This is a genomic window from Nocardia sp. NPDC049190, assembly GCF_040648115.1.
Taxonomy (GTDB): Bacteria; Actinomycetota; Actinomycetes; order Mycobacteriales; family Mycobacteriaceae; genus Nocardia.
This window is the reverse complement of sequence record NZ_JBEZDE010000010.1, coordinates 112,104-135,214: the sequence shown is the minus strand read 5'-3', so window position 1 is coordinate 135,214 and position 23,111 is coordinate 112,104. Positions and strand designations below refer to the sequence as shown.

The following is a 23,111-nucleotide window of genomic DNA, read 5'->3' as shown; positions in this document are numbered from 1 at the left end:
ATTCTGGCCGGTGGATGCTTTTGGGGCATGCAGGACTTGATCCGTAAACAGCCAGGAGTGCTGGCAACGCGGGTCGGCTACACCGGCGGGCGAAACGATCACCCCACCTATCGCAATCACCCCGGCCATGCGGAGGCCCTGGAGATCAGCTACGACCCGGAGCGGACGGACTACCGGGCGCTGCTGGAGTTCTTCTTCCAGATCCACGATCCGACGACGAAGGACCGACAGGGCAACGACATCGGCACCAGTTACCGTTCGGCGATCTTCTACCTCGACGACGACCAGAAGCGTGTCGCCCTGGACACCATCGCAGACGTCGACGCCTCGGGCCTGTGGCCAGGCAAGGTGGTCACCGAGGTGACGCCGGCGAGCGAGTTCTGGGAGGCCGAGCCCGAACACCAGGACTACCTGGAGCGCTATCCGGACGGCTATACCTGCCACTTCCCGCGGCCCGGCTGGACGTTGCCGAAGCGGCAGACCACCGCGAGGTAGCAAGCCCCGGCCCACTGCTCCCGTCCGCCGGCGCGCCGGCACGCGCCGGCGGTGCGGTGCACACGTCGCACGATGGACCGCGCCGCCTACTTGCGGTATTTTAATACCGGCCGTAGCCTGTGCCTATGGTCCGTCTACCGTTGACTCCGGAACAGCTCGACGCGGGCCGTCGCCTCGGCGGCGCCCTACGCACCGCCCGCGCCGACCGCGATCTCGCCGAAGTCGCCCACGCGGCGGGCATTTCACCGGAAACGCTGCGCAAGATCGAGACCGGCAGACTGCCCTCCCCCGCTTTCGGCACCGTCGTGGCACTCAGCCAAGTGCTCGCGCTCCCGCTCGATCACCTCGCCGACATTTGGCGCTCGACGGGACTGGCCGAATCCGCCTGAGCGACAATTCACAATCGTCTTCGGCTCGATCGCGCGATGCCGACGGCGGCATCCGCACCCTGTAGCAGCTTGTGCCCGCGAATGGTCACCTGCACAACCGCCTCCGACAATGACCGACGCGGAAGATTCGAGCAATTCGGCTGACAGCCAACCTCTTTCGCGTCCACGATCCATCGCCGACGAGCTCGATCGGCCAGACCGTTCGTCGGTCGCACTGCGTGCGAGTCACGATCGACTGCCCGCCTCGCTCGAGTGCGCTCGACTATTCGAGGTTCGAGACCAGATCCGCGAATAGTCCCGCCGAGAGATCTCGCGATCGATCCCACACCGCGCTACCGCGGATAAATTCCGGACCACGGCCCGCAGCGGATCAATTTTCTTCGAAGCGCGTTGCATTCAAGGCATCCCGAAAACGACGGTGATGACTGCACCGCAATTAGCAGAGCAGGTATGTGCCGTAACTTATCGGTGTGACTTTTCTCGCGAACTTTCCCGGGAAGCCGAACCCTACGATTCTCGTCCGACGGTTACGATCAATTCATGACGGATGCAGTCGAATTCGACTTTGACGCAATGAACCGCGAGGTTATCCGCGAGTTCCGCGAGAACGACGGCAAGGTCGGAGGTGTGTTCGAGGGCAAACCGCTGGTGCTTGTTCACCATATCGGTGCGAAGTCGGGCATCGAACGTATCGCCCCACTGGTCCCCTTCCTGGATGACGATCGGATCTACATCTTCGCCAGCAAAGGGGGCGCCGACTCCGATCCGCACTGGTACGGAAACCTTGTGGCGCACCCGGAGGTGACGGTCGAGCTGGGCACCGAGACGTTTTCGGCTACCGCGAGGGTGCTGACAGGAGCCGAACGTGACGAGATCTACGCCGAGCAGAGCGCCGTTCAACCCCAGTTCGCGGATTATCAGCGCAGCACAAAACGTCTCATCCCGGTGATCGAGCTGGTGCGCCGAGCGGAGTGAACACGAAACACCACGCACAGCGCGTCGACGTAGCCAACAGATGCGGCGACAGAACAGAACCCGAGCCAGCATTGCGTGAGAGCTGAGAGCTACGACAGTTGAAATGCGGGCCGAGCGCCCGATAGGACGAGGCGCCCGGCCATGAGGTGGTGGCCCCAAGCCTCAAACCCACATGAACGCCATGCCGGGGCGATCTCCAGCCGGCCCGGGAGCGCGCTGGCCGACCGGCCGAGTTGAGCCGAGAATGGTGAGGTGCCGGCGCGACGCATCGAGCGTGTGATCGCCGATTCGGTGGCCATACGACCAGACGGATCCTCCTCGACGGAGCTGGTCTGGTACGCAGCCTACGGCTCCAACATGAGCCTGACCAGGCTGCGTAGCTATCTGCGCGGCGGCAGGCCCGACGGTGGAGGGCTCACCCTGCCCGGCTGCCGCGACCACTCCGACCCGATTCGCTCGGTGCCCCTTGTACTGCCAGGATTGCTGTACTTCGCCACCGAATCGTTGACCTGGACCGGCGGGCGCGCCTTCTTCGATCCGGCCTGCGCCGGCGACATCGCCGTCCACGCCCACCTGCTCACCACGGCTCAGTTTTCCGACATCGTGGCCCAGGAGATGTACCGCGCCCCCGGAACGGACCTCGACTTCGACTTCGACGAAGTGATCGACCGCGGCACAACAACTATCGGCCCCGGCCGATACGAAACCCTGGTTTACGCCGGAACCCACCGAGGGCATCCGATCCTGACCTGCACCGCCCCATGGCGCTACCGCGACCTCCCCGGCAATCCACCCGCCGCCGCCTACCTGCGACACCTCGCCGCCGGCCTATCCACCGCGCACCGCTGGACCACCGCGACCACCGCCGCCTACCTCGCGACCCGCCCCGGCGCCGACCGCCGCTGGACCCCGGACTCCCTGCACACACTCCTACGCGCATAAGGTTGCTATCCGCCGACACTACGACACAGCGCGCACCACCGACTGATCCGACCCACGCGTGCCTCCGAGAGCAGCGGATCACACTCCGCCCCCCGAGCCCCTCGACGCTGCGCGAAGTTCCCGTCGAGGCAACGTCGCTCCCGCACGGCGTGCCGCCGGATCTCGGCCGCCGGCGACTATCGAAGTCGGTCGCCGGAATTCCGGTTCGCGGCAGACATCGCCTGCGCGCCGATCACCTCTTCCGAAGGAGATTCCGGAGCAGATGCGCCGAGACCGAACGACGACGCGTCCTCGGGATTGCGGTAGCTGCGTGCCACCAGTGCCGCACGCAGATACCACACCCCCGCCGACTGGGCGGGGTCGAGCCCGGTGAGCTGGCCGATCCGTTTGAGCCGGTAGTCGACGGTATTGGTGTGGATGTGCAGCAATCGCGCGGTCCGTTGGCGGTTGAGGTCAGTGCTGATGTGACGTCGCAGCGTATCGAGCAACTCGGGGTGCTCGTCGAGTGGATCGAGCAGCGTCCGTAGTGTTTCCAGCCCGGGACCGGGTCTGGTGAGCTGGTACTCCAGGGCCAGGTCGTCGAATCGGTACAGTCCGGGTACACAGCCGAGGCGCTGCACCATGTCGAGCAGTTCGTGCGCGCGATCGGCGGCCGCGGGTATCTCGGTCGGGGTCGCGGCGATCACCGTCGCGACGACCGGAACCTGCGCGGCACGGGCAAGACTGTCCGCCAGTTCGTCGAGGGCCTCGTCGTCCGGCGGCGCGGACGGCAGCAAGATCGTGCCACCGTCGACGCTCAGCAGCGACAGCACGCTGTCCCCACAGCGTGTCGCGAGCTCGGATTGCACGCGCCGCAGCTTACGTCGCGCCACCACAGCGCCATCGAGCTGCGGATTGCCCTCGTCGGGGTGCGCCGCGATGGCCACTGCGAGAACGGAATACGAGTCGGCGATCTGGATACCGCATTCGCGCGCCATGGTGAAAGTGGGGTGTCCGCCGAGCAGGGCGGAGGTGAGCGTGTGGACTGCCGTGTGGTGCTCACCGACCACCACCCGCAGTTCCGCGACATAGGCACGCGAGACAGTCGAGGTAATGATGTCCAGGATTTCCATCAGGCGACGGCTGATGTCTTTGACGCTGTCGAAATCCGCGGCGGTCGCATTGGCGACGACGATGTCGAATCCGACTTTGAATCCCTCGTGCACCGCGTGATGGATGGTGTCGATCGGGATGCCCTCGCGTGCCCATCCCGCCGCGGCATTGCGTAGATGCAGCGTCTTCTCCGGGATGTCGGCGCCGTCGAGCATGCCGACAGCGAGTTCCAGGCACAGGCCGGTGATCGTGGTGATGTCGCCGTTGAGCGCCTCACCGGGCAGTGTCCGGCACGGCGCGATGTTTTCGACGAAGTGGCCGACCATCTTTCGTGACAGGCTCCGCACGTCCCGCAGTGACGAGCTGGCGGGCCTGCCCGATAGGGTCAGATCCGGACCTGCCGATTCGGTGATGGACATCGTGACTCCTTCCCTCCCCGGACACGGAAGTACCCCACGGTAACTTGGCCGAAGTCGCCCATGATCACCGACCGACCCCGATGACCCGGCCCGGGGCTCGAACCGGCCTCCGACGCCGCCGCTCAGAGAGCGGCGACGAGGGCCGCGCTCTCCTGAGCACACCCGTAACCGATGGTGATGCCCGAACCGCCGTGGCCGTAGTTGTGGATCACGGGGATGCCTGCCAGCACCGCCGTATCGCGTTCGAGGCGGACTTCGCCGCGACCGGGACGCAGGCCGACGAGAACTTCCAGAACCCGACTATCGGCCAGGGCGGGGGCCAGATCGCGACAGCGCTCCAGGATCGACCGAGTCAGATCCGCATTCGGCGTGGTGTCCCACTCGCCGAGGTCCAGGGAACCACCGAGAACGCAGTCGTGTGCCCGAGGGTGGACGTAGGCGCGGCCGAGCGGGTGCTGCTCGTCGCGGATCGACATCGACAGTCCCGGGTTGGCCACCCGCACGATCTGGCCACGGATCGGAGACACCTCGTGATCGTGGACCACTTCGGCCGCGCGCAGGCCCGCGCAGTTGACCACCGCCTCCGGCGACAGGTCCAGGAGGTCGTCGAGCCGGCGAACAGTGCGCACTACCCACCGCGCTCCGGCCGCATCCACCTGGTGACGCAGATACGGCAGGTAGGTGGGCATCTCGACCAGCGGGACGGCGAAGCGGAAGCCGAACCGGTAGCCGGGTGGCAGTTCGCCGAGTTCGGCCTCGCGGAACGAACGAACCGACCGCGACCACATCGGAACCACCGGCTCATCGCGGTAGACGGCCATCGACTCGCACATCCGCACGCCCGGCGTGCCCGCCGCTGCCAGAGTCGCCAGATACTCGAAGGTCGTGTCGCTCCATGCGCGGACGCGGTCGGCCGGGCCCGCCGCGGTCGGAAACCAGACCGCGGCGGCCAGGAAGGAAGTCGTTGCGGTGATCGGCTCGGCGCTGACAATCGTGACGTCGTGCCGGTCGCGCAGTAGTTCTGCCGCGGTGGAAAGACCCGAGATACCCGAACCGAGAACGACGACCCGCATGGACCGACCCTATCGGCCGGGCCCGAACGGCGGTGTTTCCGCAGCACCGGTTCTGGGAGGCCGCTACCCCGCGCAATCGGAGCTCGGCACTCGACCGGCGCTCGGGCGACGACAGTCGACTAGCCGGCACAACCGTGGGTATCCCCACGCCATGGACGCTGGCCGCACGACCGTCGGTGTGGAGGAGGAGTTCCTGTTGGCGGATCCGCGGACCGGCGAACCGGTGGCACGGAACGTCGAGGTAGCACGCACCGCGAAAAACATCGGCATCAACCTGCAACTCGAACTGACCCGCTGTCAGGTGGAAAGCAGCACCGGGGTACACACCGACATCGCCGCACTGCTCCGGCAGTTGCGCGAGCTGCGCCGGGGCATCGCATCCTGCGCCGAGCACAATGGCGCCCGCCTCCTGGCGGTGGCCATCCCGCCGACGGTCCCGCACGACTTCCCGGTCACGGACACGCCGCGCTATCAGCACATCGCCGACAACTTCGGCATGCTCGCACATGAGCAGGGGCTGTGCGGGTGCCACATCCACGTCGGCATTCCCGACTATGAGACGGCGGTGCAGGTCAGCAACTATCTGCGGCCGTGGTTGCCGCTGCTGCTCGCGCTCACGGCGAATTCGGCGATCTACCGCGGCGCCGAGACCGGCTACGCCAGTTGGCGCAGCATTCTGTGGCGACGCTGGCCGAGCGCGGGGCCGCCGCCGTATTTCGAGTCCGCCCGCGACTACGACGCCATGGTCGCGATGATGTTGAAAAGTGGAAGCATCCTCGACCGGAAGATGGTCTATTGGGACGTTCGCCCGTCCATCTCCTTCCCGACCGTCGAAGTGCGGGTGAGCGACATTCCGGCCACTGTCGAGGAAACCGCCCTGCTGGCCGCGCTGGTGCGTGCGGCCGTCGTGGTAGCGCGAAAGTCCTTGGCAGCGGGTCACATCGCACCGGCGGTCCCGGCCGAAGTGCTGCGGGCGGCGTACTGGAAGGCCGCGCGCTCAGGCCTCGACGGCGACGGCGTCGATCCCCGCGACGGCTGCGTGGCGCCCAACAGCACACTGCTGCGCCGATTGATCGACCACGCCGCGCCCGCGCTCGAGGAAGCCGGCGATCGCCCGTTCGTAGACGAGGCGTCCGCCGCCATCCTTGCCCGCGGCAATGGCGCCAACCGTCAACTTGCGGCATTCCGCGCCCGCGACGACGTCGGTGACGTTATTCGCGAGCTGGCGCACGCCACCCTCGAAGGGTGTCATTGACGCTGGCCCGGGCCCGTAGCGAGGTGCCGACCTCAGGCTTCCGTCACCGGCAAGCCCGACAACGGGTGATCTCGATCCGGTTGCACGGGTGGGCCTTCGGCGATCCGTCGAGATCATCGCCGAATCCATTCGGTGATCGCCACGGCCCCGGCTGCGCCGATCACCGCTGCCGCTAGTACGAGCCGGGACAACCGCGGCATCCGTCCGACCGTCCGGACGCGCTGATCACCGCCCGCGCGGCAGGTCGATTGGTCGAGTCTGCGCAGAATCTTCGACTCCAGCGTCGGCGGCGGATTCACCGCGTCGATCACGGTCAGCGCCGCCAACGTCTCTTCCACCCGGCGCACGGTGGCGGCGAAGGCCGCGGCGGTCACGGAATCGGATTTCGCCACACGGTTTTCGATGCTGCGGCGTTCGATATCGGCCACCGCGTCCATCGCGTACGGATACGCCAGGTCGAGCAGGTCCACGTGCGGCCGCACGGATTCGGTCATCGCTGATCACTTCCTGTCAGACAGCTTCAGAGCCGATCGAGCCCGTCCGAGATGCGGCCTGTGACAGTGGTAATGGAACATCGAGATCGTTCGACGATCTCTCCGCAGGTTGCTCCTGGCGTGGAACCGATCCGTCGTTGGACCGTCACCCGCCCGGCACTCGGGTGGAACGGGCACATCGTCGGCCCCGATCCACCCGGTGCCTGCGGGCGGCCGGATCGGCGAGAGCGCCGGACCAGCCGTCATGCCTTCGATTTTACCTGCATGACTTGATTTCGCGGCGCTCCACCCGGCGGATTGGGGCTCGTGGCACATTCCCTGTCTCGGCTTGCCGCCGGTGCGGATCGTGTCAGCCCGCAAAGGACACTGTCGGGGCTCTCGATCGTAAGGTGTCCGCGACGATCGACAAACAGATCCGGATCTGCGGCCCGTGCCCGATCAGAGGGCCGATCTCGTCCAGCCATGAGGTGCGGATTCGGCGGCCACACCATGTGGTCGGTCGGCCAGCCCCTTCCGACGTGCGAAATCGGCACGGAACGACGCCATTCCGCGCCGGACCAGGAAAACCAGCTGCCGACACGGCGAATTCTCGGATACTCCGCCGTCGGGCGCGGGATCGCGGTGCCGCGCACGACCGTCATGTTGCCGCGCGAGGAACAATGCTTGGTCGGGGCGGTCGCGAGACCGTGGCCGACGATTCTGGTCGGACGACTCGCGCACCGACCGTTTGTGCTCGGCGTCGATCGCTCCGACCGGCCAGTGCACTCCGCGATACGAACAGACCACTGTGAGTTCCGCCCTACCTTCACCGAACACGGTTCGGGTGGTGTCTGATACAGATCGCAACACGCACGGTCGGCCGTGCTCGGGGGGTGAGCCGTGCACGGCGCCGACCTTTCGGGCGCCGGTCCCGACCATCGGTCAGGCTGCCGTGCGGTGCGGTCGTTGCTCGAGTGCTTGTTCGCGCAGTTTGGTCAAGGTGCGCGACAGAATACGGGAGACATGCATCTGCGAGACGCCGATGCGTTCGGCGATCTGGCCTTGGGTCAAAGATTCGAAGAACCGCATCACCAGCACGTCGCGTTCCAGCGCGGGGAGGGCGGCGATCAGCGGTCGCACCGCCATCGCGTCCTCGGTCAGCTGATAGCACGGTTCCTCGGCGCCCAGCCGCGAGGACAACGCGGCGCCCCCCTCATCGTCGTCGACGAACACAGCATCCAGGGAGTTGGTGTTGTAGGCGTTGGCCGCCAGCAGTCCCCGCGTCACTTCCGGGAGATCCACCTGCAGTTCGGCCGCGATCTCCCGCGCTTTCGGCATCCGGCCCAGCTGCTGCGCCAGCCGTTCGACAGCCGGACCGATCCGGGCGTGGGTTTCTTTCGCCCGCCGCGGTACCCGCACACTCCAGGCACGGTCACGGAAGTGTCGGCGCACTTCGCCCATGATGGTCGGCACCGCGAACGCCAGAAACGACGCCTGCCGGTGCACATCGAACCGGTCGACCGCGTGCAGCAGACCAACGCACGCGACCTGTTGCAGGTCGTCATTGGGTTCGCCGCGGCCGGCGAACCGGCGGGCGATGTGCTCGGCCAGCGGCAGGCACAACCGGATGATCTCCGCACGCAGGTCGTGGCGGTGCGGATCGGCGGCCTCGAGGGCGGCCAGCTTGTCGAACCAAGGCTCGATGTTCTCGTAGCTGTCGCGGCCGCGACGAGAAGGGATGGATCGGTTCGTCAGGTTCGGTTCGTTCATCACGAAGTCCTACGCTGTGTCGACGCCAATTCTTCGGTAATAGCCAGGACGCCGGAAATTAAACCGGATCCACCAATCAACAATCGGATCAGCTTCTCGTCCTACCGGATAATCACTGCCGACCAGCATGAATGCCGCGCGCGACCATGTAAAACTGATCAATGTCTAGATCAGCTAGCCGACCAGCCGCCGATGATGCGCTTGCATAAATCGCGATGGCCACCGACAAAACCGCGAGCATAACCCTCTACTGATTCCATCGCCAATCGACCGGACCTACCTACGGCCAGCTGTACACAATGCGAAGAAACAGGCATCAATAGCTCTTTCGCGATGAAACAAGAAAAACCCCGCGGACTGGGCCGAAATGACCCTCGGCGGCGCATCTGTCGGATTTGCACTATTCCCTGGTAAGCAGCGTCGGCGTTCGCGGCCGGGTAGTTGTCGACGCCGCAGAGCCGACCGCGGCATCGGCGGCTCCGCCACGACCCTCGCCACCCACGCCGGTGGTGGGAAGGAGAGAAGACTGACTGTGTGCGAGAAGACGAGGTTCAACTGATCGTGGTGGATGCGGCGAATGTCGTCGGCTCGAGGCCCGATGGCTGGTGGCGCGATCGTGTCGGCGCGACCCGGCGATTGCTCGAGCAACTCGCTACCTCGGGAGCAGGCCTTGGACGACCGGTCGAGGTGGTTGTGGTGCTGGAGGGCGCGGCGAAGGCCGCGCTCACCGATGAGACGAAGCCGGACTTCGAAAACCTGCGGGTGCTACTGGCCGACGGTTCGGGAGATGACGCTGTGGTCGGTGCCGTAGCAGCAGCCGCCGAGCAATACGGAAACCGATCGATCACCGTGGTGACGGCGGATCGTGAACTCCGCGCCCGGGTCGAAGCGATCGGGGCCGACACCGCCGGTCCTCGCTGGTTACTGGCCCGCATCGACTCATAGTGAACTCGGTCCGTACCCTCCGATGTGCATCGGCGCCGTCGGACCTCGATCATTTCGACAACGGTCACGCGAGCGTCGAACCGCTATGGTCGAGCGTTGAGGATGAAAGGATATCGCTATGGGCGCCATAGTAGTTCACGAGTTCATCGCACTCGACGGAGTGTTCGAGGATCCGTCCTGGACCTTCGAGTACGGCTTCGATCCCAAGATGGGCGAAACCCTCGGCGCGATCACGGCCGAGTCGAAGGCGATCCTGCTCGGCCGGACGACCTTCGAGATGTTCGCACCAGCCTGGTCGACCCGCGCGGCCGAGGACGATCCTGGTGCGCCGTTTTTCAACGACACGATGAAATACATCGTCGGCGCGCGGGAGCCTCAGGTGGAATGGGCCAACAGCACCCGCCTGGGCCCGTACGACCCGGACGTCATCCGAAAACTCAAGGACGACACCGACGGCAGCATCTACATCAGCGGCAGCGGCACGCTCGTCCGGGCTCTGCTGGCGGACGGCCTGGTCGACAATTTGCACCTGTTCGTGTACCCGATCGCACTCGGCAAGGGCAAGCGGTTGTGGCGCGACGGCGTCGACGCGACCAAACTCGCGCTCGTGCGGTGTGAGGTCTACGACAACGGGGTCGTTCACCTGGACTACGGCCCAGCCGCAACCTGATCTGATAACAGCCCGCCGTCGGCCGGACGCCCGCGAGTGTGACGCGGGTGATTGCCGAGACTGTGCCGATGGATGCCGGACGGATCGGCTCGACACCATGGCGCGCGCCATGGTGTCGAGCCCGTCCGAGTGGTGCCGCTGATCAACTCGTGCGGTTCCACGCCGGTAGGTGCCGACTGCCTACGACGTCCGGTCGCCGCGAACGCGGCAATCGAGGGTGTGATGGTCAACTTGCGGTAGCCCGACTGCGGGGACTGATCCGCGTTCGGCAATCCACCCCCACCTCGACAAACCCAGACGTCTTTTCTGGCCCGGAGAAAAACATCCAGTTGGTTTTGAACCGTTTCGTCGTGGGTGCCGTAGGTCTGAGGTATAAGCCGACGAACTGGTTGGTCCAGACGAGTCTGGAGAGCGTGTTATGGCCGAACAGCAACCGCAGTTCGCTGTGTTCGGCGGCCTTGGTGGTGCTCGGATCCCCGCCGACCCGACCGCGGAGACCGCAACCGGCCTGCTTCATCCGCAGGGCGGCCCGGGCGCCGTCCGGACCACCGAACGTCTCGTGATCCCATACCACGTCTACACCCGGCTCGCCGGCCGCACGTCGGACAGCCGATCCGCCCGCTTCGACGGTGACCTGCGCTACCTCACTGCCGATGACCAGACGGACGACACACCAGCTCGTACGCACCACGGCCGGATCAGCGGCCACGTCGCGGACCAGCACGTTCCCATCCGCCACAAACGGATGACCGAACCCGAGGCTCTCGGCGCAATCGGACACGTACTCACGAAGGATTTCGATCACGCCCCCAGCCACCTCGACCTCACCCCAGCAACGAGAAGCCGATCATGAACATTGACGGAATCATCGGGGCACGCTCTGGCATGCAACCGACCAATCTGTTCGCCGACGACCGGGCAACTCGCGAAGCCGAGCATCCCCGCGCCGCCGAACTTCGCCAGTGGACGCGGGAACACCTGTGCCGACCTCACCCGGACCTCGGCCGATCCGGCCCGGTTTGTCCCTACACCGCCCGCGCCATTGCGCATGAGTACCTCTGGGTCGCTTTCATCGAAGGCCGCCACATCGACACCGAGCACATCACCGCGGTGGTCGACGACATGAACGATCTGTTTCCCGCCTTACCACCGCAGCACAAGCCCGAAGCCAAAATAAAAGCCTTCCTCGCGGTCTTCCCCGACCTGACCGACTACGCCAACATCGACACCGTCCAGAATGACCAGAAAACACGGTTCGTCGACAAAGGACTGATGATCGGCCAGTTTTATCCGGGCTGCGCCACCCCCGGACTACACAACCCGGACTTCCACGCACTCGACGCGCCGCTGCCGCTGCTCGCCATCCGCTACATGGCGCCCACCGACTTCCCGTTCCTCAACACCCGCCACGAATGGATCGATACTTACCTCAAAATCTTCGCGCCCAGCATCCCGGGCTTCATCAGCAACTCCCTTGCCGACAAGCTCCTCGAAACACCCGCCCCCAGCGTCGGCGCCGCACGCTCAGCGTCGTCACCCGGAGCCGATTGATCACGGCCCGTGACAAGAGAAACCCCATGACAAGAGAAACGATGTAAGTGTTTGTCTTGCGTGCCGATTCGGGCGTGGCGGAAACTGCGCGTCCGTGCGCTGCGGCACGATGGTCGGATGCACATAGACCTCTCCGGACGACGCGCGTTGGTATCAGGGTCCAGTCAGGGCATCGGGTTGGCCATTGCGATAGAGCTGGCGCGGGCTGGGGCATCGGTGGTGGTCAACGGAAGAGACCGCGACAAGACCGACCGCGCCCGCGCGACCATCACGAACGAAGTGCGCGACGCCGAGGTGACCGCGGCGGCCGCCGATCCAGCCTCCGCCGACGGCGCGGAGAAGCTGCGTGAACAGGTCGACGAGCTCGACATCCTCGTCAACAACCTCGGTATCTTCGACGCCAAGCCCGTGCTCGAAATCGGGGACGACGAGGCGGCACTACTTCGAAGTCAATGTCCTGTCCGCGGTGCGCCTGATCCGAATGTACTTGCCAGGAATGATGGACCGCGGGTTCGGGCGGGTGCTGAACATCGCCAGCGATTCGGCGGTCGTGACCCCGATCGAGATGGTTCATTACGGCACAATGAAGACAGCCCTGTTGGCGGTCACCCGTGGGTACGCGAAAGCGGCGGCGGGCACCGGCGTCACGGTCAACTCGGTGATGGCCGGTCCGACACACACACCCGGCGTCGAACAATTCGTCCACGGCGACATAGATGCCATCCTCCCGTGAAAACCAACCACCGGCACCGCCATCGGTCTCCGAAGTATTCGTCCTACGGTGCGAACGACAATTGTGCGGACACAGGCGAAATCGTGGCCGCATGTCATTGAATGCGCTGGTGCGCAATGGGCTCGATCCGCCACAAAGCGATCGATGGTGTCGAATCAGCTGCCGGACAGCGCATTCGAGAAGTGATCTGGTCGGCACCGTTACCAACGGTATCGGCGCCGCAGACCTTCGTTCGGACCTGTTCGACCTCGCGGTTCGCGCCGCCTGCGGTCCTGGTGCCGAGGAAGATGGGCGACGAATGTACACGAGCAACCTCGCGGGGACGATGACCTTCGACGCTGATGGAGCGGCAATGGACGTGTACCGATCGACAGACCACGGCGGGCTGGACGTCGGAGGTCGGCTGTGACCGCGCCGGAGTCGGACCGATCCGCCGACTTGGTTCTCGCGGGCGGTGGCGCGAAAGGCGTCGGGCTGGTAGGGGCAGTCGCCGCGCTGATCGACGCCGGTTACCAGGTCCAGCGAGTGTCGGGCACCTCGGCCGGCGCGATGCTCGGGGCCATCGTCGCGGCGGCATCGCAGCGAGGGCAGCTGACGGGCGCCGAGGTCAAGGACCTGGCACTCGGTCTCGAGTACGACAAGTTTCTCGACCGTGGGCTGTTCGAGAGAATTCCTCTCGTCGGGCCGTCCTGGGCGATACTTCGCGGAAGTGGAATCTATCGAGGCGACTACGCCTACGAATGGATCGCCGCCAAGCTCCGCACGCTGGGGGTGACCACGTTCCATGACTTGCGCATCGACGACGAGACCCTGCCCGCACAACGACAGTACTCCCTGGTGGTCACGGTTACGGATGTGACGACCGGCCAGTTGGTACGACTGCCCTGGGATTACGACCGGGTCTACGGTCTCGACCCGGATACGCAACCGGTGGCAGCGGCCGTGCGCGCGTCGATGGCGATCCCGTTCTTCTTCCGACCGGTCTCGTTGACCAGTACCGCCGGGGTGACTTCGACCTTGGTCGATGGCGGGGTGCTGTCGAACTTTCCGATCGATTCTCTCGATCGGACCGACGGTCACCTGCCACGCTGGCCCACCTTCGGAATTACGGTGCTCCCTCATCTGCCGGCCGGCAATGCCACGCTGATTCCGCAACTCGGCCTGCTTCGCCGGTGCGGGGCCTCGCACCTGTTCGAGAGTGTCCTCACCACCATGCTGGTCGGCCGCGATCAGGCATATTTGAACCAGCCCTGGGTGGACGCCCGAGCGATCCGGGTGGATTCGGCCGACGTCGGCGTACTGAACTTCGACATCACCGAACAAGAGATCGAAGCGCTCTATCAGAAGGGGTATGTGGCGGCACAGCGATTCTTGTCCACCTGGAACTGGCCGGAGTACGTCGAACGCTTCCGAGTTCCGACCGGAATATGAACAGCGAACCACCGCGCTGACCCAAGCCGTCAGCGGGTTGTCGCGCTGTGCAGCCGCACGCGGATCGCCGCCACAGTCGCGTCGAGACCGACCTGATGCGAGCCCGACCAGTAGACGCGCTCGCAGTCGCGGCACTGCCGGAACGTGTCGTAGTAACGGCGGGTGAGCGGTTCCAGCCGATCGTCGACTGATGCTTCGGTGACCGCGTCGACGGCGCCGCCGCAGCGCAGGCACCGAGTGAACGGCGCGAGTCGCTCGATGAGGTCTAGACGCAGGATCACCTCGACGACCTGATCGAGCGGCCGGTCCGACCGGACATACACACCATGAGTGACATTGCGGCGCTTCAACAGTCCACGATCGCGGGTGAGCAGAATCCGATGCTCGGCCGCCGACACCTCGGCGAGTTCGGCATCACCGGCATCCCACCGGCAGTCGACGTCCAAGCCCATCAGCCGCATCATCTTGGCGAGACCGCCTAGATTGACATCGGCGACGAAGCGCGGCTCCCGGAGCGGGCGTGGGCGCACCCGGGTGATCCGTGCGATATCGAGCGTCTCGAACACCGGATACACGGTGATCCGGTCACCGGCCTGCGGGTGATGGTCGAAGCCCACCGGTTGCCCGTTGACGAGAATCAGGTCGACCTCGGTGTGTGGGATGCCGGCGGCTTCGACGATGTCCTTCACGGTCTGGTGCGGGCGGACGGGTCTGTCCGACACCGTGTACCGCTGGCCGGGCCGCAGGAAGTCGTTCAGTTCGGCGTAGACCCGGATGCCGATGTTCATTCGACGAACAGCGCCATCGCCGCGGTGAAGCCGTGCAGCGCGTTACGTCCGGCGACGGGACCGATCTCACCGGCGGCGAAGAAGCCCGCGAGCGGTATGCCGCCGAGTAAGTCGCCGATCGTGGCAGCGTCGTGATCCGCCACACCGAACATCCGCCGGCCGCGTCCGTTGCACGTGAACAGCAACGCACCTGCCGGGCGCCCCGGCAGGTCCGAACTCGCCTGCGCGAGGGCGGTTCGCAGATCTTTGTCCGCCCGGACCGCGTCGCGGACCTGGAACTGTACGGTCGTACCGACCTCGACAACCTCGCCGATCTCGATCGTGCCGCTCGACGGGTCGGCGCCGAGAAGGCCGCGAATCAGGAAGTCGCCCTGCCCCGGCGCTGCCAGATGCTCGTCCACCACAATGCCGATCTGTAGGCCGTGTGTCAGCAGTTCCTGCTGATCAGGTGGTAGCAGTTCGACGATCTCGCGCAACCGCGCGACCGGCGGCCGGCCGCCGAGTTCGGTGATCAGCGCGCCGTGTGCGCCGGTGACGATATACGGGTATCCGATCGGCCGACAGCCCTGCGAGACGATCGAGACACTGCACCGTCCGGGAAGCCGTACGCCGACCGCACCGGACGTCGACACCTCGCGATCGCAGAACAGCCTGCTGCCCGCCGGACCTCGTGCACCGCTCACCAACCCGCCCATGACGAGGGTGCCGGGCAGATCGGCGTTCAAGTGCTCGAGCAGGAGGTCGGCCGGGAAGGAGTAAGGGTCCGGCAACAACAGGTGGAAGTCGCGGGCGGCCTGGTCGAATCGATAGCCGGCCAATAGCCCACCGGTCGCCGTGCGGACGAATTCCAACTGGAATGTCTCGGCGGCGGGCAATCCGGATGCCAGCCATACCACCACCGCGGGCTCGTCCTCCATCTCACGACGACCCGCCACGACAGCCTGCGCCACACATCCGACCAGGGCGGGGACCTGGACTGCCTGGTGGACACCCGCGAGCACGGCCGAGGCCTCGTCGGTGTACGCCCGTGAGGCGAGCAGCACGCCGAGCGACACCGTCTCGCCCACGAGCTGGTCACGCGCGTGCGCTGCGGCCTCCGCGCCTGCCTGCCGCGCCTCAGGCGCGGTGGAGAGCCCGACTCCGATCCGCACCCTTCCATCGTAGCCAACCCCGGAGAAAGCATAGGTATCGTTGCCGCGCAATACATTTCAGATAGGCGCCCACCGTTTGGACCGTTTACCGCGCGACGGTCGAACCGATGACGAAGCTATGACGATCCCGCGACGGCGCCCGCCACCCAGAGTTGGCTCCAGATCAACTGGGTGCATCCGGAGGGACGACTCTTCCGGTCGAGGCCGCCCCAGCACAGGGCCTCCTTGCTGTCACCCGCTACGGCCGTCCGGGGCCCCGCCGACAGCGTTCGGGTGCATACATCCGGCGCCCACAGGAGGCCGTCGGTTCGCGGATCATGATTGAGTAGCCAGCGGGTCCTCGGGGTCAGCGGTAGTGCGGATGCCCTCCCGGATCAGCGCGATCACGGTGTCGGCGGTCCGGTCGAGGTGGCTGCGGCCGTCCGGGAGCCGAGCCTGCGGGCTGATGTAGCTGCGCGGACCGACGTGGGTGGCCGGGTCGAGCCAGTGCACCGAAATCTTCCCTTCGCGGGCGGCCCGGTTCCATCCGCTCCAGCGGACCAGCCGCCACCGCTGCGGGAAGATCCACATACCGGTGCGCTCGATCCAGTCGCTGGCAGCGGTGAGACGGTAGACGTGCTGGGCATGACTGATGTCGTTGGCGCCATTGCAAAATCCGCCGATGGTGGCGAGCCAGAGCGGGCAGCGCAGCTGAGACCACAATTCGTTCACCGCGCCGGTGGCGACCTGGGCGCCACCGCTGTAACTGAGCAGCACCACGGGGCTACCGCTGGCAGGGCGGTAGCCGGCGAGCTGGAGCTGGGCGGCGATCTGCGAGCCGACGGCGCGGTTGTACAAGGGGCGATACCGGCGGTCGGCGGCGACGAAGATCTGCATCACGTTGTGCAGAAAGAGTATCAGCCCGATACGGCGGCGCAGCCATGTCCACACCGGCCGGTCGGCGAGGGGATGAGCCAGCGGAGAGTAGGGCTGGATCTGGCCCAGCACTCTGAACTCTGGCGCTTTCCCGATCAGGCAGTCGACCAGTTGGCCGCCATCACGGGTGTCCTGGAATCGGCGTTTTCCGATGCCGTCGAGATAGACCAGGTAGGCGTCCGGAGGACGGTCCGCGTCCGCGCCCCGGGCGTAAGGCATCCGAAGGGGGAGCGCGGTGGTGGGAGTCCGCCAGCCTGCGGTATAGGCCAGCACCTCGTAACGGGCGAGCAGCGCTTCGGCGAGCAACGCCGGTCCGATCCCGACGAGCAACAGCAGCAGCGCGAACTCGATCATGGGAGTGGCTCCGCCACCCTCGTCCTGTTGAGCCTCGCGACCAGACGACGAACGCCTTCGACGGCGACGCCCAGCCCGAGTCCCGCGACAGCTGTGCAGCCGGTGGCCTCCCACCAGCCGACTCCGGCCAGCGGGGCGAGCGAGGTGGCGAGGCCGGCCCCTACGCCCGCCATCAGCAGCAGGTGTAGCAGCGGTCCGAGCAGGGGGAACGCGAGCACTGCAGCGAGGAGCAGCGGAGCGGCCAGGGCTGGTGTCCAGACCAACGCGCCCTCGACCGACGGCGAGGTGGGCAGTACCAGTTCGGCCAGGGTCCATGCGGACAGCGGCCAGAGCGCGAATACCGCGCCGTCGACGACGGCGCCCGCCAGCATCAACAAGACCGCCCGAGTTCGGGACACGCCGGACAGGCGGGCCACCACGGGCACGAAGCGCCCGGCGGCCTCGGACAGACCGGCGAGCAGTAGCAGGATCGCGACGAAGGGGGACACCGGTCAGCCCTGCGATGGCAGCTCAGGGGGTGCCACCGGGGTGGCGCCGGTCTGCCGTAGGTAGCGTTCGAGCTCGTCGGCGGCGCGGGGATAGCCGGTTGCCAGACGCTGAGCGCTCTGCAGGGTACGCACGGCGACCCGGAACCGAGGCTCAGCGAGCAGGCGCTGGGCGAGGGCGCGCACGGACTCCACGGTGACGTCCTCGGGGCGGATCGACAGGCCGGCATCGAGTTCGACGAGACGGCGAGCGACCAGCGTCTGATCGGCCCCCTGCGGGACCGCCAGCATCGGGACGCCGGCATGCAGGGCCTCGTTGACGCTGTTGACTCCGCCGTGGGTGATGAACAGCGCGGTGTGTGCCAGCACCTCCAGCTGCGGTACCGAGCGGGAGGCGATCACGTTGGCGGGCAGCGGGCCGAGTTCGGCGGGGTCGGTGTGTCCGGTGGAGATGATCACCATCCCGCCCAGTGGGGCGAGTGCGTCGGCGAAGTTACGCAGCAGCCGTGGGCCGGCGTCGAACACCGTGCCCATGGAGATGTACAGGACCGGGTCCCGCAGTCGGTCGATCGGGAACGACGAGTCAGCGGGGCGGGCGCCGATGCTCGGTCCGACGAACCGGTAGGACTGGTCGAAACTGTCGGCGTCGGGATGGAACACCCGTGAGGTGTAGACCAGGTTGAGCGGTTGGCGGATGTCTGCCAGGTCGATCGGGGACACCGCGCGCGTGTCGTAGCGGCGGCGCAGTTCCCAGCGCGACCTGAGATAGCCTCCGACGCTGCGCGGACGGGCCGCCGCTGCGGCGAGCAGGGCCCAGGAGGCGCGGGTGGGGCTGGGCACGTGCCGGTTGAACGCGAACGTGGTGAACGACGACGCCGCTGGCACGTCGAGTTCCTGGGCGGCCACCGGCCCCCACAGGCAGGCAGAGCCGTGCACGATCAGATCGGGCCGGGTGCCCCGTAGATCGGTGAGGACTCCAGGCAGCACCTGTACCGCCGTGCGCGCAAGTTGCTCCATGAGCGTGACCGCCGTCGGCGGGCCGGAAAGCGGTATCTCGTCCCCGGCGTAGAGGAACACTCGCGCACCGGTGGCCGCGATCTCCTCGGCGTACGCGGGTGTCGTGTGGTACGTAACAGAGTGGCCACGACGGACAAGCTCGGCCGCGACCGGCAGTGTCGGGTTGATGTGACCGTGCATGCCGATGTTGAGGAAGGCAACTGCGCTCATCGGCTGCCCCCTGCTGGGGAATGAGCCGGTGTCCGGCAACCTGTGGCGATCATGATTCGCCCTCACCTCCCGCGAGCGGAGCATCGCGTTCGTTCGCGCTCAGTATGCCAGCGGCGATGATCCACTCGGCCGGGGCCCTGAGCTGCGGTCGGCACCGTTGCCTTGTCGCGCACGGCGAGGTCGTCGTCCCTGGTTGCGACAGGGCAGTTTTTGCTTCGACAAACTGCTGAGCTGGGTCGGTTCATCGAAAGCGGCAGGGCCGGGCCGGCCGAGGAAATCTGGTCGGGCCGGCCGCCGTCGTTCCGGCTGGACCGAGCGGCGCGGGTGATGGCGTCGACATCGGAGCAGGTCGGAGTCCGCTGCCGGCACCGAACTACACCGCCGACACCGGGCGAGGAGCACCAGGTCGCGCGAAGTGCGCGCGCATGTCGACAACGGTCCCGGCGTCGCCGGTTTCGACATGCACCTGGCTCATGAGTCCCTGCATCAATTCGAGCCCGCGACCACGGTGGTTGTCGGGCGCGGACGTGACCGGCCGCCATCGGCCGTTGTCACTGATGGTGAGGTGCACCCCGTCCCGGATCGTCGAGGCATGGAGGCGGACGCTGCCGCCGGCCCTGCCCCGGTGGCCGTGCTCGATAGCGTTCGCGCACGCCTCGTCAGCGGCGATCAGCACAGTCCACGCGTCCTCTCCCCCGATCTCACAGCACGCCAGCCAGGTGCGCAGCGCACGGCGCACAGCAGCCAGTCGAGTTGGCTCGGCGGAAAACGTCAGCTCCAGCGGGGCGGGCGCGCGGCGACCTCGGTTCGCCATACATTGACCTCCGTTGCTTCAATAGCGCCACACGGACGAGTGCTGCGTCGACGTCGTGTGTCCAGCGGTACCCGATTCACCGCATCTCACACATTGGGCGGCCAGCCAGCCGCACAGCGGATCCGTCGGCGGCGGATCTGTCCCGCCGGACACGCGATCGCCGGTTTCCCGTGGCCTATTCCATTTCGGCGCGAGCGAACACCCGTGCCGGTCAACGCGTATGGCGGCGCGACGAGTGATCGCCTCGGACACGATGGGGTAAGTTGACCGCGGAATGCCTTATTTTCTGCGCCGTTTCGAGAGCGCAAGAGGTTCGACACGCAGCGGAGGTTGAAGTGGCGTATTACGGCCCGAGGAGCAGAAGTGGGACCGAGCGCCCGGACCGAGCGCAATCCGTATGCGGTCACGTGACCGGATGGTGCGCCGCAGCCATGGCAGGTGCGCGGTGAGTGCCGAAGGCTCACCGCGGGCGCTCGAGGTCCAGGCGCGATCGGCGGGCGACGTCCTGATCGTGACCGTACACGGCGAGATCGATATGGCATCGGCACCGCAGTTGCAGTCGGCGCTCGAGCAGGCCCTCCTCGAAACTCCGCGCACTGTTGTCGTGGACATGTCGAACGTGGGATTTCTCGGCTCCGCCGGCCTCAGCGTCCTGCTCGCGGCATCGGAGGCGACCGGGCCCGGTGGCCTACGGGTGGTACCCAGTGACGCGGCGCGACGGCCGATCGAGGTCACCGCACTGGACCGGCTGCTCACCGTATTCGACACCATCGAGGCCGCGGTGGTGGGCGAGAAGACACCGCCGAACTGAGGACGGCGCTCCTCGAACTTCTGACGTCCGGCCGGCACACGGTCGGATAGTTTCCTCCCGCGCACTCCGCAGCAAGTGTTCGATCCACAGGGTCCAGCCGCTCGGCAGGCCGGCAACCCTCCTGGCTGCTATCCCCGACGGCATGAGGCAGGCAGCCGGCACACTGTGCACACCGCGCGGTTTCAGGTGGGCAGCACCGGGTATCTGCCCGGTCGTCGACACCGTGTCGACCACAGTGCTCCGGGAGGAGGCCGTATGACAGAGAACCGCCAACACCGGCTGGTGGGGGTGTCCGCGGCGGCCGCATTGGCGGATCTCGGATTCGCCTCTGTCGCGTCCGGGGTCATCGCGCGGAGGCGGCCGGTGATGGGCTTGCTCGAGCACACCAAGGCCGATTCCCGGGTGATCGAGCGCATGCGTCAGCTGCGCCGCGAATTCGGATCCGGCCCGGTCGAACTCGTCGTGCCGGGACGTCGGATCGTGGTGGTTCTCGACCCGCAGGACGTCGGTCGGGTGTTGGCCGACTCACCGATGCCGTTTCACCCGGCCAATCGGGAGAAACGTGCCGCGCTGCGTCAGTTCCAGCCACACGGTGTGTTGTTGTCCGACGGCCCGATCCGAACCCAGCGTCGAGCCCTGAACGAAGCCGCGTTGGACACCGCCGAGCCGCTGCATCGGCTCGCCCTGCCCTTCGCCGCCATCATCGCGGACGAGGCGCGGGACCTGGTCGTGTCGGCGCTGCACCGTGGGCACATGGACGCGACGCAATTCACCGTCCAGTGGTGGCGATTGGTGCGACGACTGGTACTCGGCGACCGTGGCCGCGATGACACCACGCTCACCGACGAACTGGGGCGGCTCCGCTCGGCGGGCAATTGGTCATTCCTGGCCCCGGCGCACCGTAGGCGGCGCGACCTGTTCACCAATCGTCTGTACCGTTACGTCGAGTCCGCGCAGCCCGACAGTCTGGCCGGTGCGCTGGCCGCTGTGCCCGCGGCCGGCGCGACGGACCCGGTCGGACAGATCCCGCACTGGCTGTTCGCCTTCGATGCCGCCGGTATGGCGCTGAGCCGAGCGCTGGCAGTGTTGACCACCCATCCCGAGCAGGCCGCCCGGGCGCTGGCCGACGCCGCCGACGCGGATCGCCTCGACCTGCGCAGCTATCTGCGGGCCTGCGTGCTCGAGTCGGTGCGGCTGTGGCCGACCACACCGACGATCCTGCGCGACATCACTACCGACACACAGTGGCGTGACGACGAGGAACGCTTCACCATCGCGGCCGGTGCCGCGCTGATGATCGCGGTCCCGGCATTCCATCGAGATCCCGACCTGCTTCCCTTCGCCGACGAGTTCGTTCCGGATATCTGGCTCGACGGCCGCGCGGAGCAGTATCCGCAACTCGTCCCGTTCAGCGCGGGCCCGGCCGACTGCCCTGGCCGCAACCTCGTGCTGTTCGTCACGAGCACACTGCTCGCGCACCTGCTCACCACGGCGGAGTTCCGGCTGCGGTCTGCACCGCAGCCGGCACCGAATGCTCCGCTGCCGGTGACATTGAACAACTTCGGGCTCGATTTCGTGGTCGAGCCATGCATGACACAGGCCGGTTAGCCTTCCGGTAACCCGACGAACACGGTCCGACCACCGCGGCGCGATTCGGGCGCGCCGTGCTACTGGTTGGCGCCCGCGATACCGCCGATGATGCCACCGATCACACAGCCGGGCAGGAACCCGACGATCAAGAAGAGCAGACCGATCAGCGTGCCGACGGCGCAGCCGATCAAGACACCTGCCACGGTGGTACCCGCGTCACCGATGAACTGTGGCGCACCCGGTTCCGGGACCGCGGCCCCGACCGGGGTCAATGTCAAGGTGGTCCCGGCCGCGTCGACTTCCGGCGTCACCCGAACCTGCTGACCAGCCACCGTCTGCAGTGTCGTCGGCACCGTGGCGACCACCGCACCGTCCGGTGCATGGACCGTCACCATGGCGCCCGACGTCACCGCGAACGTTCCCGAGGTCACGGTGACCGTCGCGCTCGACCGATCGGGCGCGACGGCGGCCGTGTAAGCGATACCGTGGTCGATGCCGCCGATCACCTGGTCGGACACCTCGGCCTGGCCGTAGGCGGTGGCCGCCGTGACACCGGTGGCGGCAATGGTCAGCACTGTGGTCGCCAGCAGTTTCCTGAGCTTCATGAGATTTCCCGATCATCCAGCCGATTCGATTATGTCGTTTCCCCGAGAACGGCGGTGGAGCATCCCTAATGATGCGCGCTCGACGCGCCGATGTCGAGAGCTGAAAGTATCGAATTACCTTGCAAGATCAAATATTTCGGCGTCGCCCCGAAAAGTCT

23 protein-coding genes and 1 pseudogene are annotated in these 23,111 nt (G+C 66.4%); 13 read left to right on the top strand and 11 right to left on the bottom strand.

Going from position 1 to position 23,111, the window contains the following annotated elements; all coding sequences use genetic code 11:
• Window positions 1-27 precede the first annotated feature (27 nt).
• The 4 genes from msrA (at window position 28) to AB0B25_RS11785 (ending at window position 2,801) form a co-directional block, all read left to right on the top strand.
• Window positions 28-495, top strand: a complete 468-nt coding sequence (msrA, locus tag AB0B25_RS11800; RefSeq protein WP_357177362.1) for a peptide-methionine (S)-S-oxide reductase MsrA — start codon at window positions 28-30, stop codon at window positions 493-495.
• A 125-nt stretch (window positions 496-620) separates the two neighbouring features.
• Complete coding sequence (locus AB0B25_RS11795; protein WP_357177268.1) at window positions 621-884, top strand: helix-turn-helix transcriptional regulator; 264 nt, start codon at window positions 621-623, stop codon at window positions 882-884.
• A 540-nt stretch (window positions 885-1,424) separates the two neighbouring features.
• Entirely contained in the window at window positions 1,425-1,859 is a 435-nt protein-coding gene (locus AB0B25_RS11790) for a nitroreductase family deazaflavin-dependent oxidoreductase (protein WP_357177266.1), read from the top strand.
• A gap of 252 nt (window positions 1,860-2,111) precedes the next feature.
• Window positions 2,112-2,801 (top strand): histone deacetylase, encoded by a 690-nt coding sequence (locus AB0B25_RS11785; protein ID WP_357177265.1) that lies wholly within the window; start codon window positions 2,112-2,114, stop codon window positions 2,799-2,801.
• 176 nt (window positions 2,802-2,977) lie between these two features.
• On the opposite strand, the gene AB0B25_RS11780 is transcribed toward AB0B25_RS11785, so the two are convergent.
• Entirely contained in the window at window positions 2,978-4,312 is a 1,335-nt protein-coding gene (locus AB0B25_RS11780; protein WP_357177263.1) for a helix-turn-helix domain-containing protein, read from the bottom strand.
• Between the two features lie 122 nt (window positions 4,313-4,434).
• Window positions 4,435-5,385 carry an FAD-dependent oxidoreductase gene (locus AB0B25_RS11775; protein WP_357177261.1) on the bottom strand — a complete coding sequence of 317 codons (951 nt, stop codon included), beginning with the start codon at window positions 5,383-5,385 and terminating at the stop codon, window positions 4,435-4,437.
• A 151-nt stretch (window positions 5,386-5,536) separates the two neighbouring features.
• Here AB0B25_RS11775 and AB0B25_RS11770 point away from each other — a divergent pair, with 151 nt between their 5' ends.
• Window positions 5,537-6,640 (top strand): glutamate--cysteine ligase, encoded by a 1,104-nt coding sequence (locus AB0B25_RS11770; protein ID WP_357177259.1) that lies wholly within the window; start codon window positions 5,537-5,539, stop codon window positions 6,638-6,640.
• 113 nt (window positions 6,641-6,753) lie between these two features.
• On the opposite strand, the gene AB0B25_RS11765 is transcribed toward AB0B25_RS11770, so the two are convergent.
• Together AB0B25_RS11765 and AB0B25_RS11760 are read right to left on the bottom strand one after the other, a co-directional pair.
• On the bottom strand, window positions 6,754-7,134 hold the full coding sequence (locus tag AB0B25_RS11765; protein ID WP_357177257.1) for a hypothetical protein: 381 nt from the start codon (window positions 7,132-7,134) through the stop codon (window positions 6,754-6,756).
• 921 nt (window positions 7,135-8,055) lie between these two features.
• Window positions 8,056-8,883: an RNA polymerase sigma factor SigF gene (locus tag AB0B25_RS11760; RefSeq protein WP_357177256.1), complete on the bottom strand. Its 828-nt coding sequence runs from the start codon at window positions 8,881-8,883 to the stop codon at window positions 8,056-8,058.
• Between the two features lie 534 nt (window positions 8,884-9,417).
• On the opposite strand from AB0B25_RS11760, the gene AB0B25_RS11755 reads away from it, so the two are divergent.
• The 6 genes and pseudogenes from AB0B25_RS11755 (at window position 9,418) to AB0B25_RS11730 (ending at window position 14,213) form a co-directional block, all read left to right on the top strand.
• On the top strand, window positions 9,418-9,828 hold the full coding sequence (locus AB0B25_RS11755; RefSeq protein WP_357177255.1) for a hypothetical protein: 411 nt from the start codon (window positions 9,418-9,420) through the stop codon (window positions 9,826-9,828).
• A 118-nt stretch (window positions 9,829-9,946) separates the two neighbouring features.
• On the top strand, window positions 9,947-10,498 hold the full coding sequence (locus AB0B25_RS11750; protein ID WP_357177253.1) for a dihydrofolate reductase family protein: 552 nt from the start codon (window positions 9,947-9,949) through the stop codon (window positions 10,496-10,498).
• Window positions 10,499-10,916: 418 nt separating this feature from the next.
• The gene (locus tag AB0B25_RS11745; RefSeq protein WP_357177251.1) at window positions 10,917-11,351 is read left to right on the top strand and encodes a hypothetical protein; all 435 of its coding nucleotides are present in this window, start codon (window positions 10,917-10,919) and stop codon (window positions 11,349-11,351) included.
• Entirely contained in the window at window positions 11,348-12,049 is a 702-nt protein-coding gene (locus AB0B25_RS11740) for a DUF6875 domain-containing protein (protein WP_357177249.1), read from the top strand. The genes AB0B25_RS11745 and AB0B25_RS11740 overlap by 4 nt, the downstream gene beginning before the upstream one ends.
• Before the next feature lie 117 nt (window positions 12,050-12,166).
• A pseudogene (locus tag AB0B25_RS11735) lies at window positions 12,167-12,779 on the top strand (SDR family oxidoreductase); the annotation flags it as partial.
• A 408-nt stretch (window positions 12,780-13,187) separates the two neighbouring features.
• Window positions 13,188-14,213 (top strand): patatin-like phospholipase family protein, encoded by a 1,026-nt coding sequence (locus AB0B25_RS11730; protein WP_357177247.1) that lies wholly within the window; start codon window positions 13,188-13,190, stop codon window positions 14,211-14,213.
• Window positions 14,214-14,242: 29 nt separating this feature from the next.
• On the opposite strand, the gene AB0B25_RS11725 is transcribed toward AB0B25_RS11730, so the two are convergent.
• The 6 genes from AB0B25_RS11725 to AB0B25_RS11700 form a co-directional block, all read right to left on the bottom strand.
• The gene (locus AB0B25_RS11725) at window positions 14,243-15,001 is read right to left on the bottom strand and encodes a Mut7-C RNAse domain-containing protein (protein ID WP_357177246.1); all 759 of its coding nucleotides are present in this window, start codon (window positions 14,999-15,001) and stop codon (window positions 14,243-14,245) included.
• Complete coding sequence (locus tag AB0B25_RS11720; RefSeq protein ID WP_357177244.1) at window positions 14,998-16,152, bottom strand: FIST N-terminal domain-containing protein; 1,155 nt, start codon at window positions 16,150-16,152, stop codon at window positions 14,998-15,000. The genes AB0B25_RS11725 and AB0B25_RS11720 overlap by 4 nt, the downstream gene beginning before the upstream one ends.
• A 315-nt stretch (window positions 16,153-16,467) precedes the next feature.
• Window positions 16,468-17,421, bottom strand: a complete 954-nt coding sequence (locus tag AB0B25_RS11715; protein ID WP_357177242.1) for a hypothetical protein — start codon at window positions 17,419-17,421, stop codon at window positions 16,468-16,470.
• Entirely contained in the window at window positions 17,418-17,909 is a 492-nt protein-coding gene (locus tag AB0B25_RS11710) for a hypothetical protein (protein WP_357177240.1), read from the bottom strand. The genes AB0B25_RS11715 and AB0B25_RS11710 overlap by 4 nt, the downstream gene beginning before the upstream one ends.
• A gap of 3 nt (window positions 17,910-17,912) precedes the next feature.
• Window positions 17,913-19,133 (bottom strand): macrolide family glycosyltransferase, encoded by a 1,221-nt coding sequence (locus AB0B25_RS11705; protein WP_357177238.1) that lies wholly within the window; start codon window positions 19,131-19,133, stop codon window positions 17,913-17,915.
• A 373-nt stretch (window positions 19,134-19,506) separates the two neighbouring features.
• Window positions 19,507-19,947, bottom strand: a complete 441-nt coding sequence (locus AB0B25_RS11700; RefSeq protein WP_357177236.1) for an ATP-binding protein — start codon at window positions 19,945-19,947, stop codon at window positions 19,507-19,509.
• Between the two features lie 445 nt (window positions 19,948-20,392).
• Between AB0B25_RS11700 and AB0B25_RS11695 the strand changes: the two genes are divergently transcribed.
• Together AB0B25_RS11695 and AB0B25_RS11690 are read left to right on the top strand one after the other, a co-directional pair.
• Entirely contained in the window at window positions 20,393-20,758 is a 366-nt protein-coding gene (locus AB0B25_RS11695) for an STAS domain-containing protein (protein WP_357177234.1), read from the top strand.
• Window positions 20,759-21,013: 255 nt separating this feature from the next.
• On the top strand, window positions 21,014-22,366 hold the full coding sequence (locus tag AB0B25_RS11690) for a cytochrome P450 (RefSeq protein WP_357177232.1): 1,353 nt from the start codon (window positions 21,014-21,016) through the stop codon (window positions 22,364-22,366).
• 59 nt (window positions 22,367-22,425) lie between these two features.
• On the opposite strand, the gene AB0B25_RS11685 is transcribed toward AB0B25_RS11690, so the two are convergent.
• Entirely contained in the window at window positions 22,426-22,953 is a 528-nt protein-coding gene (locus tag AB0B25_RS11685; RefSeq protein ID WP_357177230.1) for a hypothetical protein, read from the bottom strand.
• Between the last annotated feature and the right edge of the window lie 158 nt (window positions 22,954-23,111).

Excerpts from the sequence above, each read along its gene's own strand:
- AB0B25_RS11775 (WP_357177261.1), bottom strand. The coding sequence starts at position 5,385 with ATGCGGGTCGTCGTTCTCGGTTCGGGTATCTCGGGTCTTTCCACCGCG.
- AB0B25_RS11795 (WP_357177268.1), top strand. The coding sequence starts at position 621 with ATGGTCCGTCTACCGTTGACTCCGGAACAGCTCGACGCGGGCCGTCGC.
- AB0B25_RS11715 (WP_357177242.1), bottom strand. The coding sequence starts at position 17,421 with ATGATCGAGTTCGCGCTGCTGCTGTTGCTCGTCGGGATCGGACCGGCG.
- msrA (WP_357177362.1), top strand. The coding sequence starts at position 28 with ATGCAGGACTTGATCCGTAAACAGCCAGGAGTGCTGGCAACGCGGGTC.
- AB0B25_RS11760 (WP_357177256.1), bottom strand. The coding sequence starts at position 8,883 with ATGAACGAACCGAACCTGACGAACCGATCCATCCCTTCTCGTCGCGGC.
- AB0B25_RS11750 (WP_357177253.1), top strand. The coding sequence starts at position 9,947 with ATGGGCGCCATAGTAGTTCACGAGTTCATCGCACTCGACGGAGTGTTC.
- AB0B25_RS11780 (WP_357177263.1), bottom strand. The coding sequence starts at position 4,312 with ATGTCCATCACCGAATCGGCAGGTCCGGATCTGACCCTATCGGGCAGG.
- AB0B25_RS11740 (WP_357177249.1), top strand. The coding sequence starts at position 11,348 with ATGAACATTGACGGAATCATCGGGGCACGCTCTGGCATGCAACCGACC.
- AB0B25_RS11765 (WP_357177257.1), bottom strand. The coding sequence starts at position 7,134 with ATGACCGAATCCGTGCGGCCGCACGTGGACCTGCTCGACCTGGCGTAT.
- AB0B25_RS11690 (WP_357177232.1), top strand. The coding sequence starts at position 21,014 with ATGACAGAGAACCGCCAACACCGGCTGGTGGGGGTGTCCGCGGCGGCC.
- AB0B25_RS11685 (WP_357177230.1), bottom strand. The coding sequence starts at position 22,953 with ATGAAGCTCAGGAAACTGCTGGCGACCACAGTGCTGACCATTGCCGCC.
- AB0B25_RS11725 (WP_357177246.1), bottom strand. The coding sequence starts at position 15,001 with ATGAACATCGGCATCCGGGTCTACGCCGAACTGAACGACTTCCTGCGG.
- AB0B25_RS11745 (WP_357177251.1), top strand. The coding sequence starts at position 10,917 with ATGGCCGAACAGCAACCGCAGTTCGCTGTGTTCGGCGGCCTTGGTGGT.
- AB0B25_RS11705 (WP_357177238.1), bottom strand. The coding sequence starts at position 19,133 with ATGAGCGCAGTTGCCTTCCTCAACATCGGCATGCACGGTCACATCAAC.
- AB0B25_RS11700 (WP_357177236.1), bottom strand. The coding sequence starts at position 19,947 with ATGGCGAACCGAGGTCGCCGCGCGCCCGCCCCGCTGGAGCTGACGTTT.
- AB0B25_RS11790 (WP_357177266.1), top strand. The coding sequence starts at position 1,425 with ATGACGGATGCAGTCGAATTCGACTTTGACGCAATGAACCGCGAGGTT.
- AB0B25_RS11770 (WP_357177259.1), top strand. The coding sequence starts at position 5,537 with ATGGACGCTGGCCGCACGACCGTCGGTGTGGAGGAGGAGTTCCTGTTG.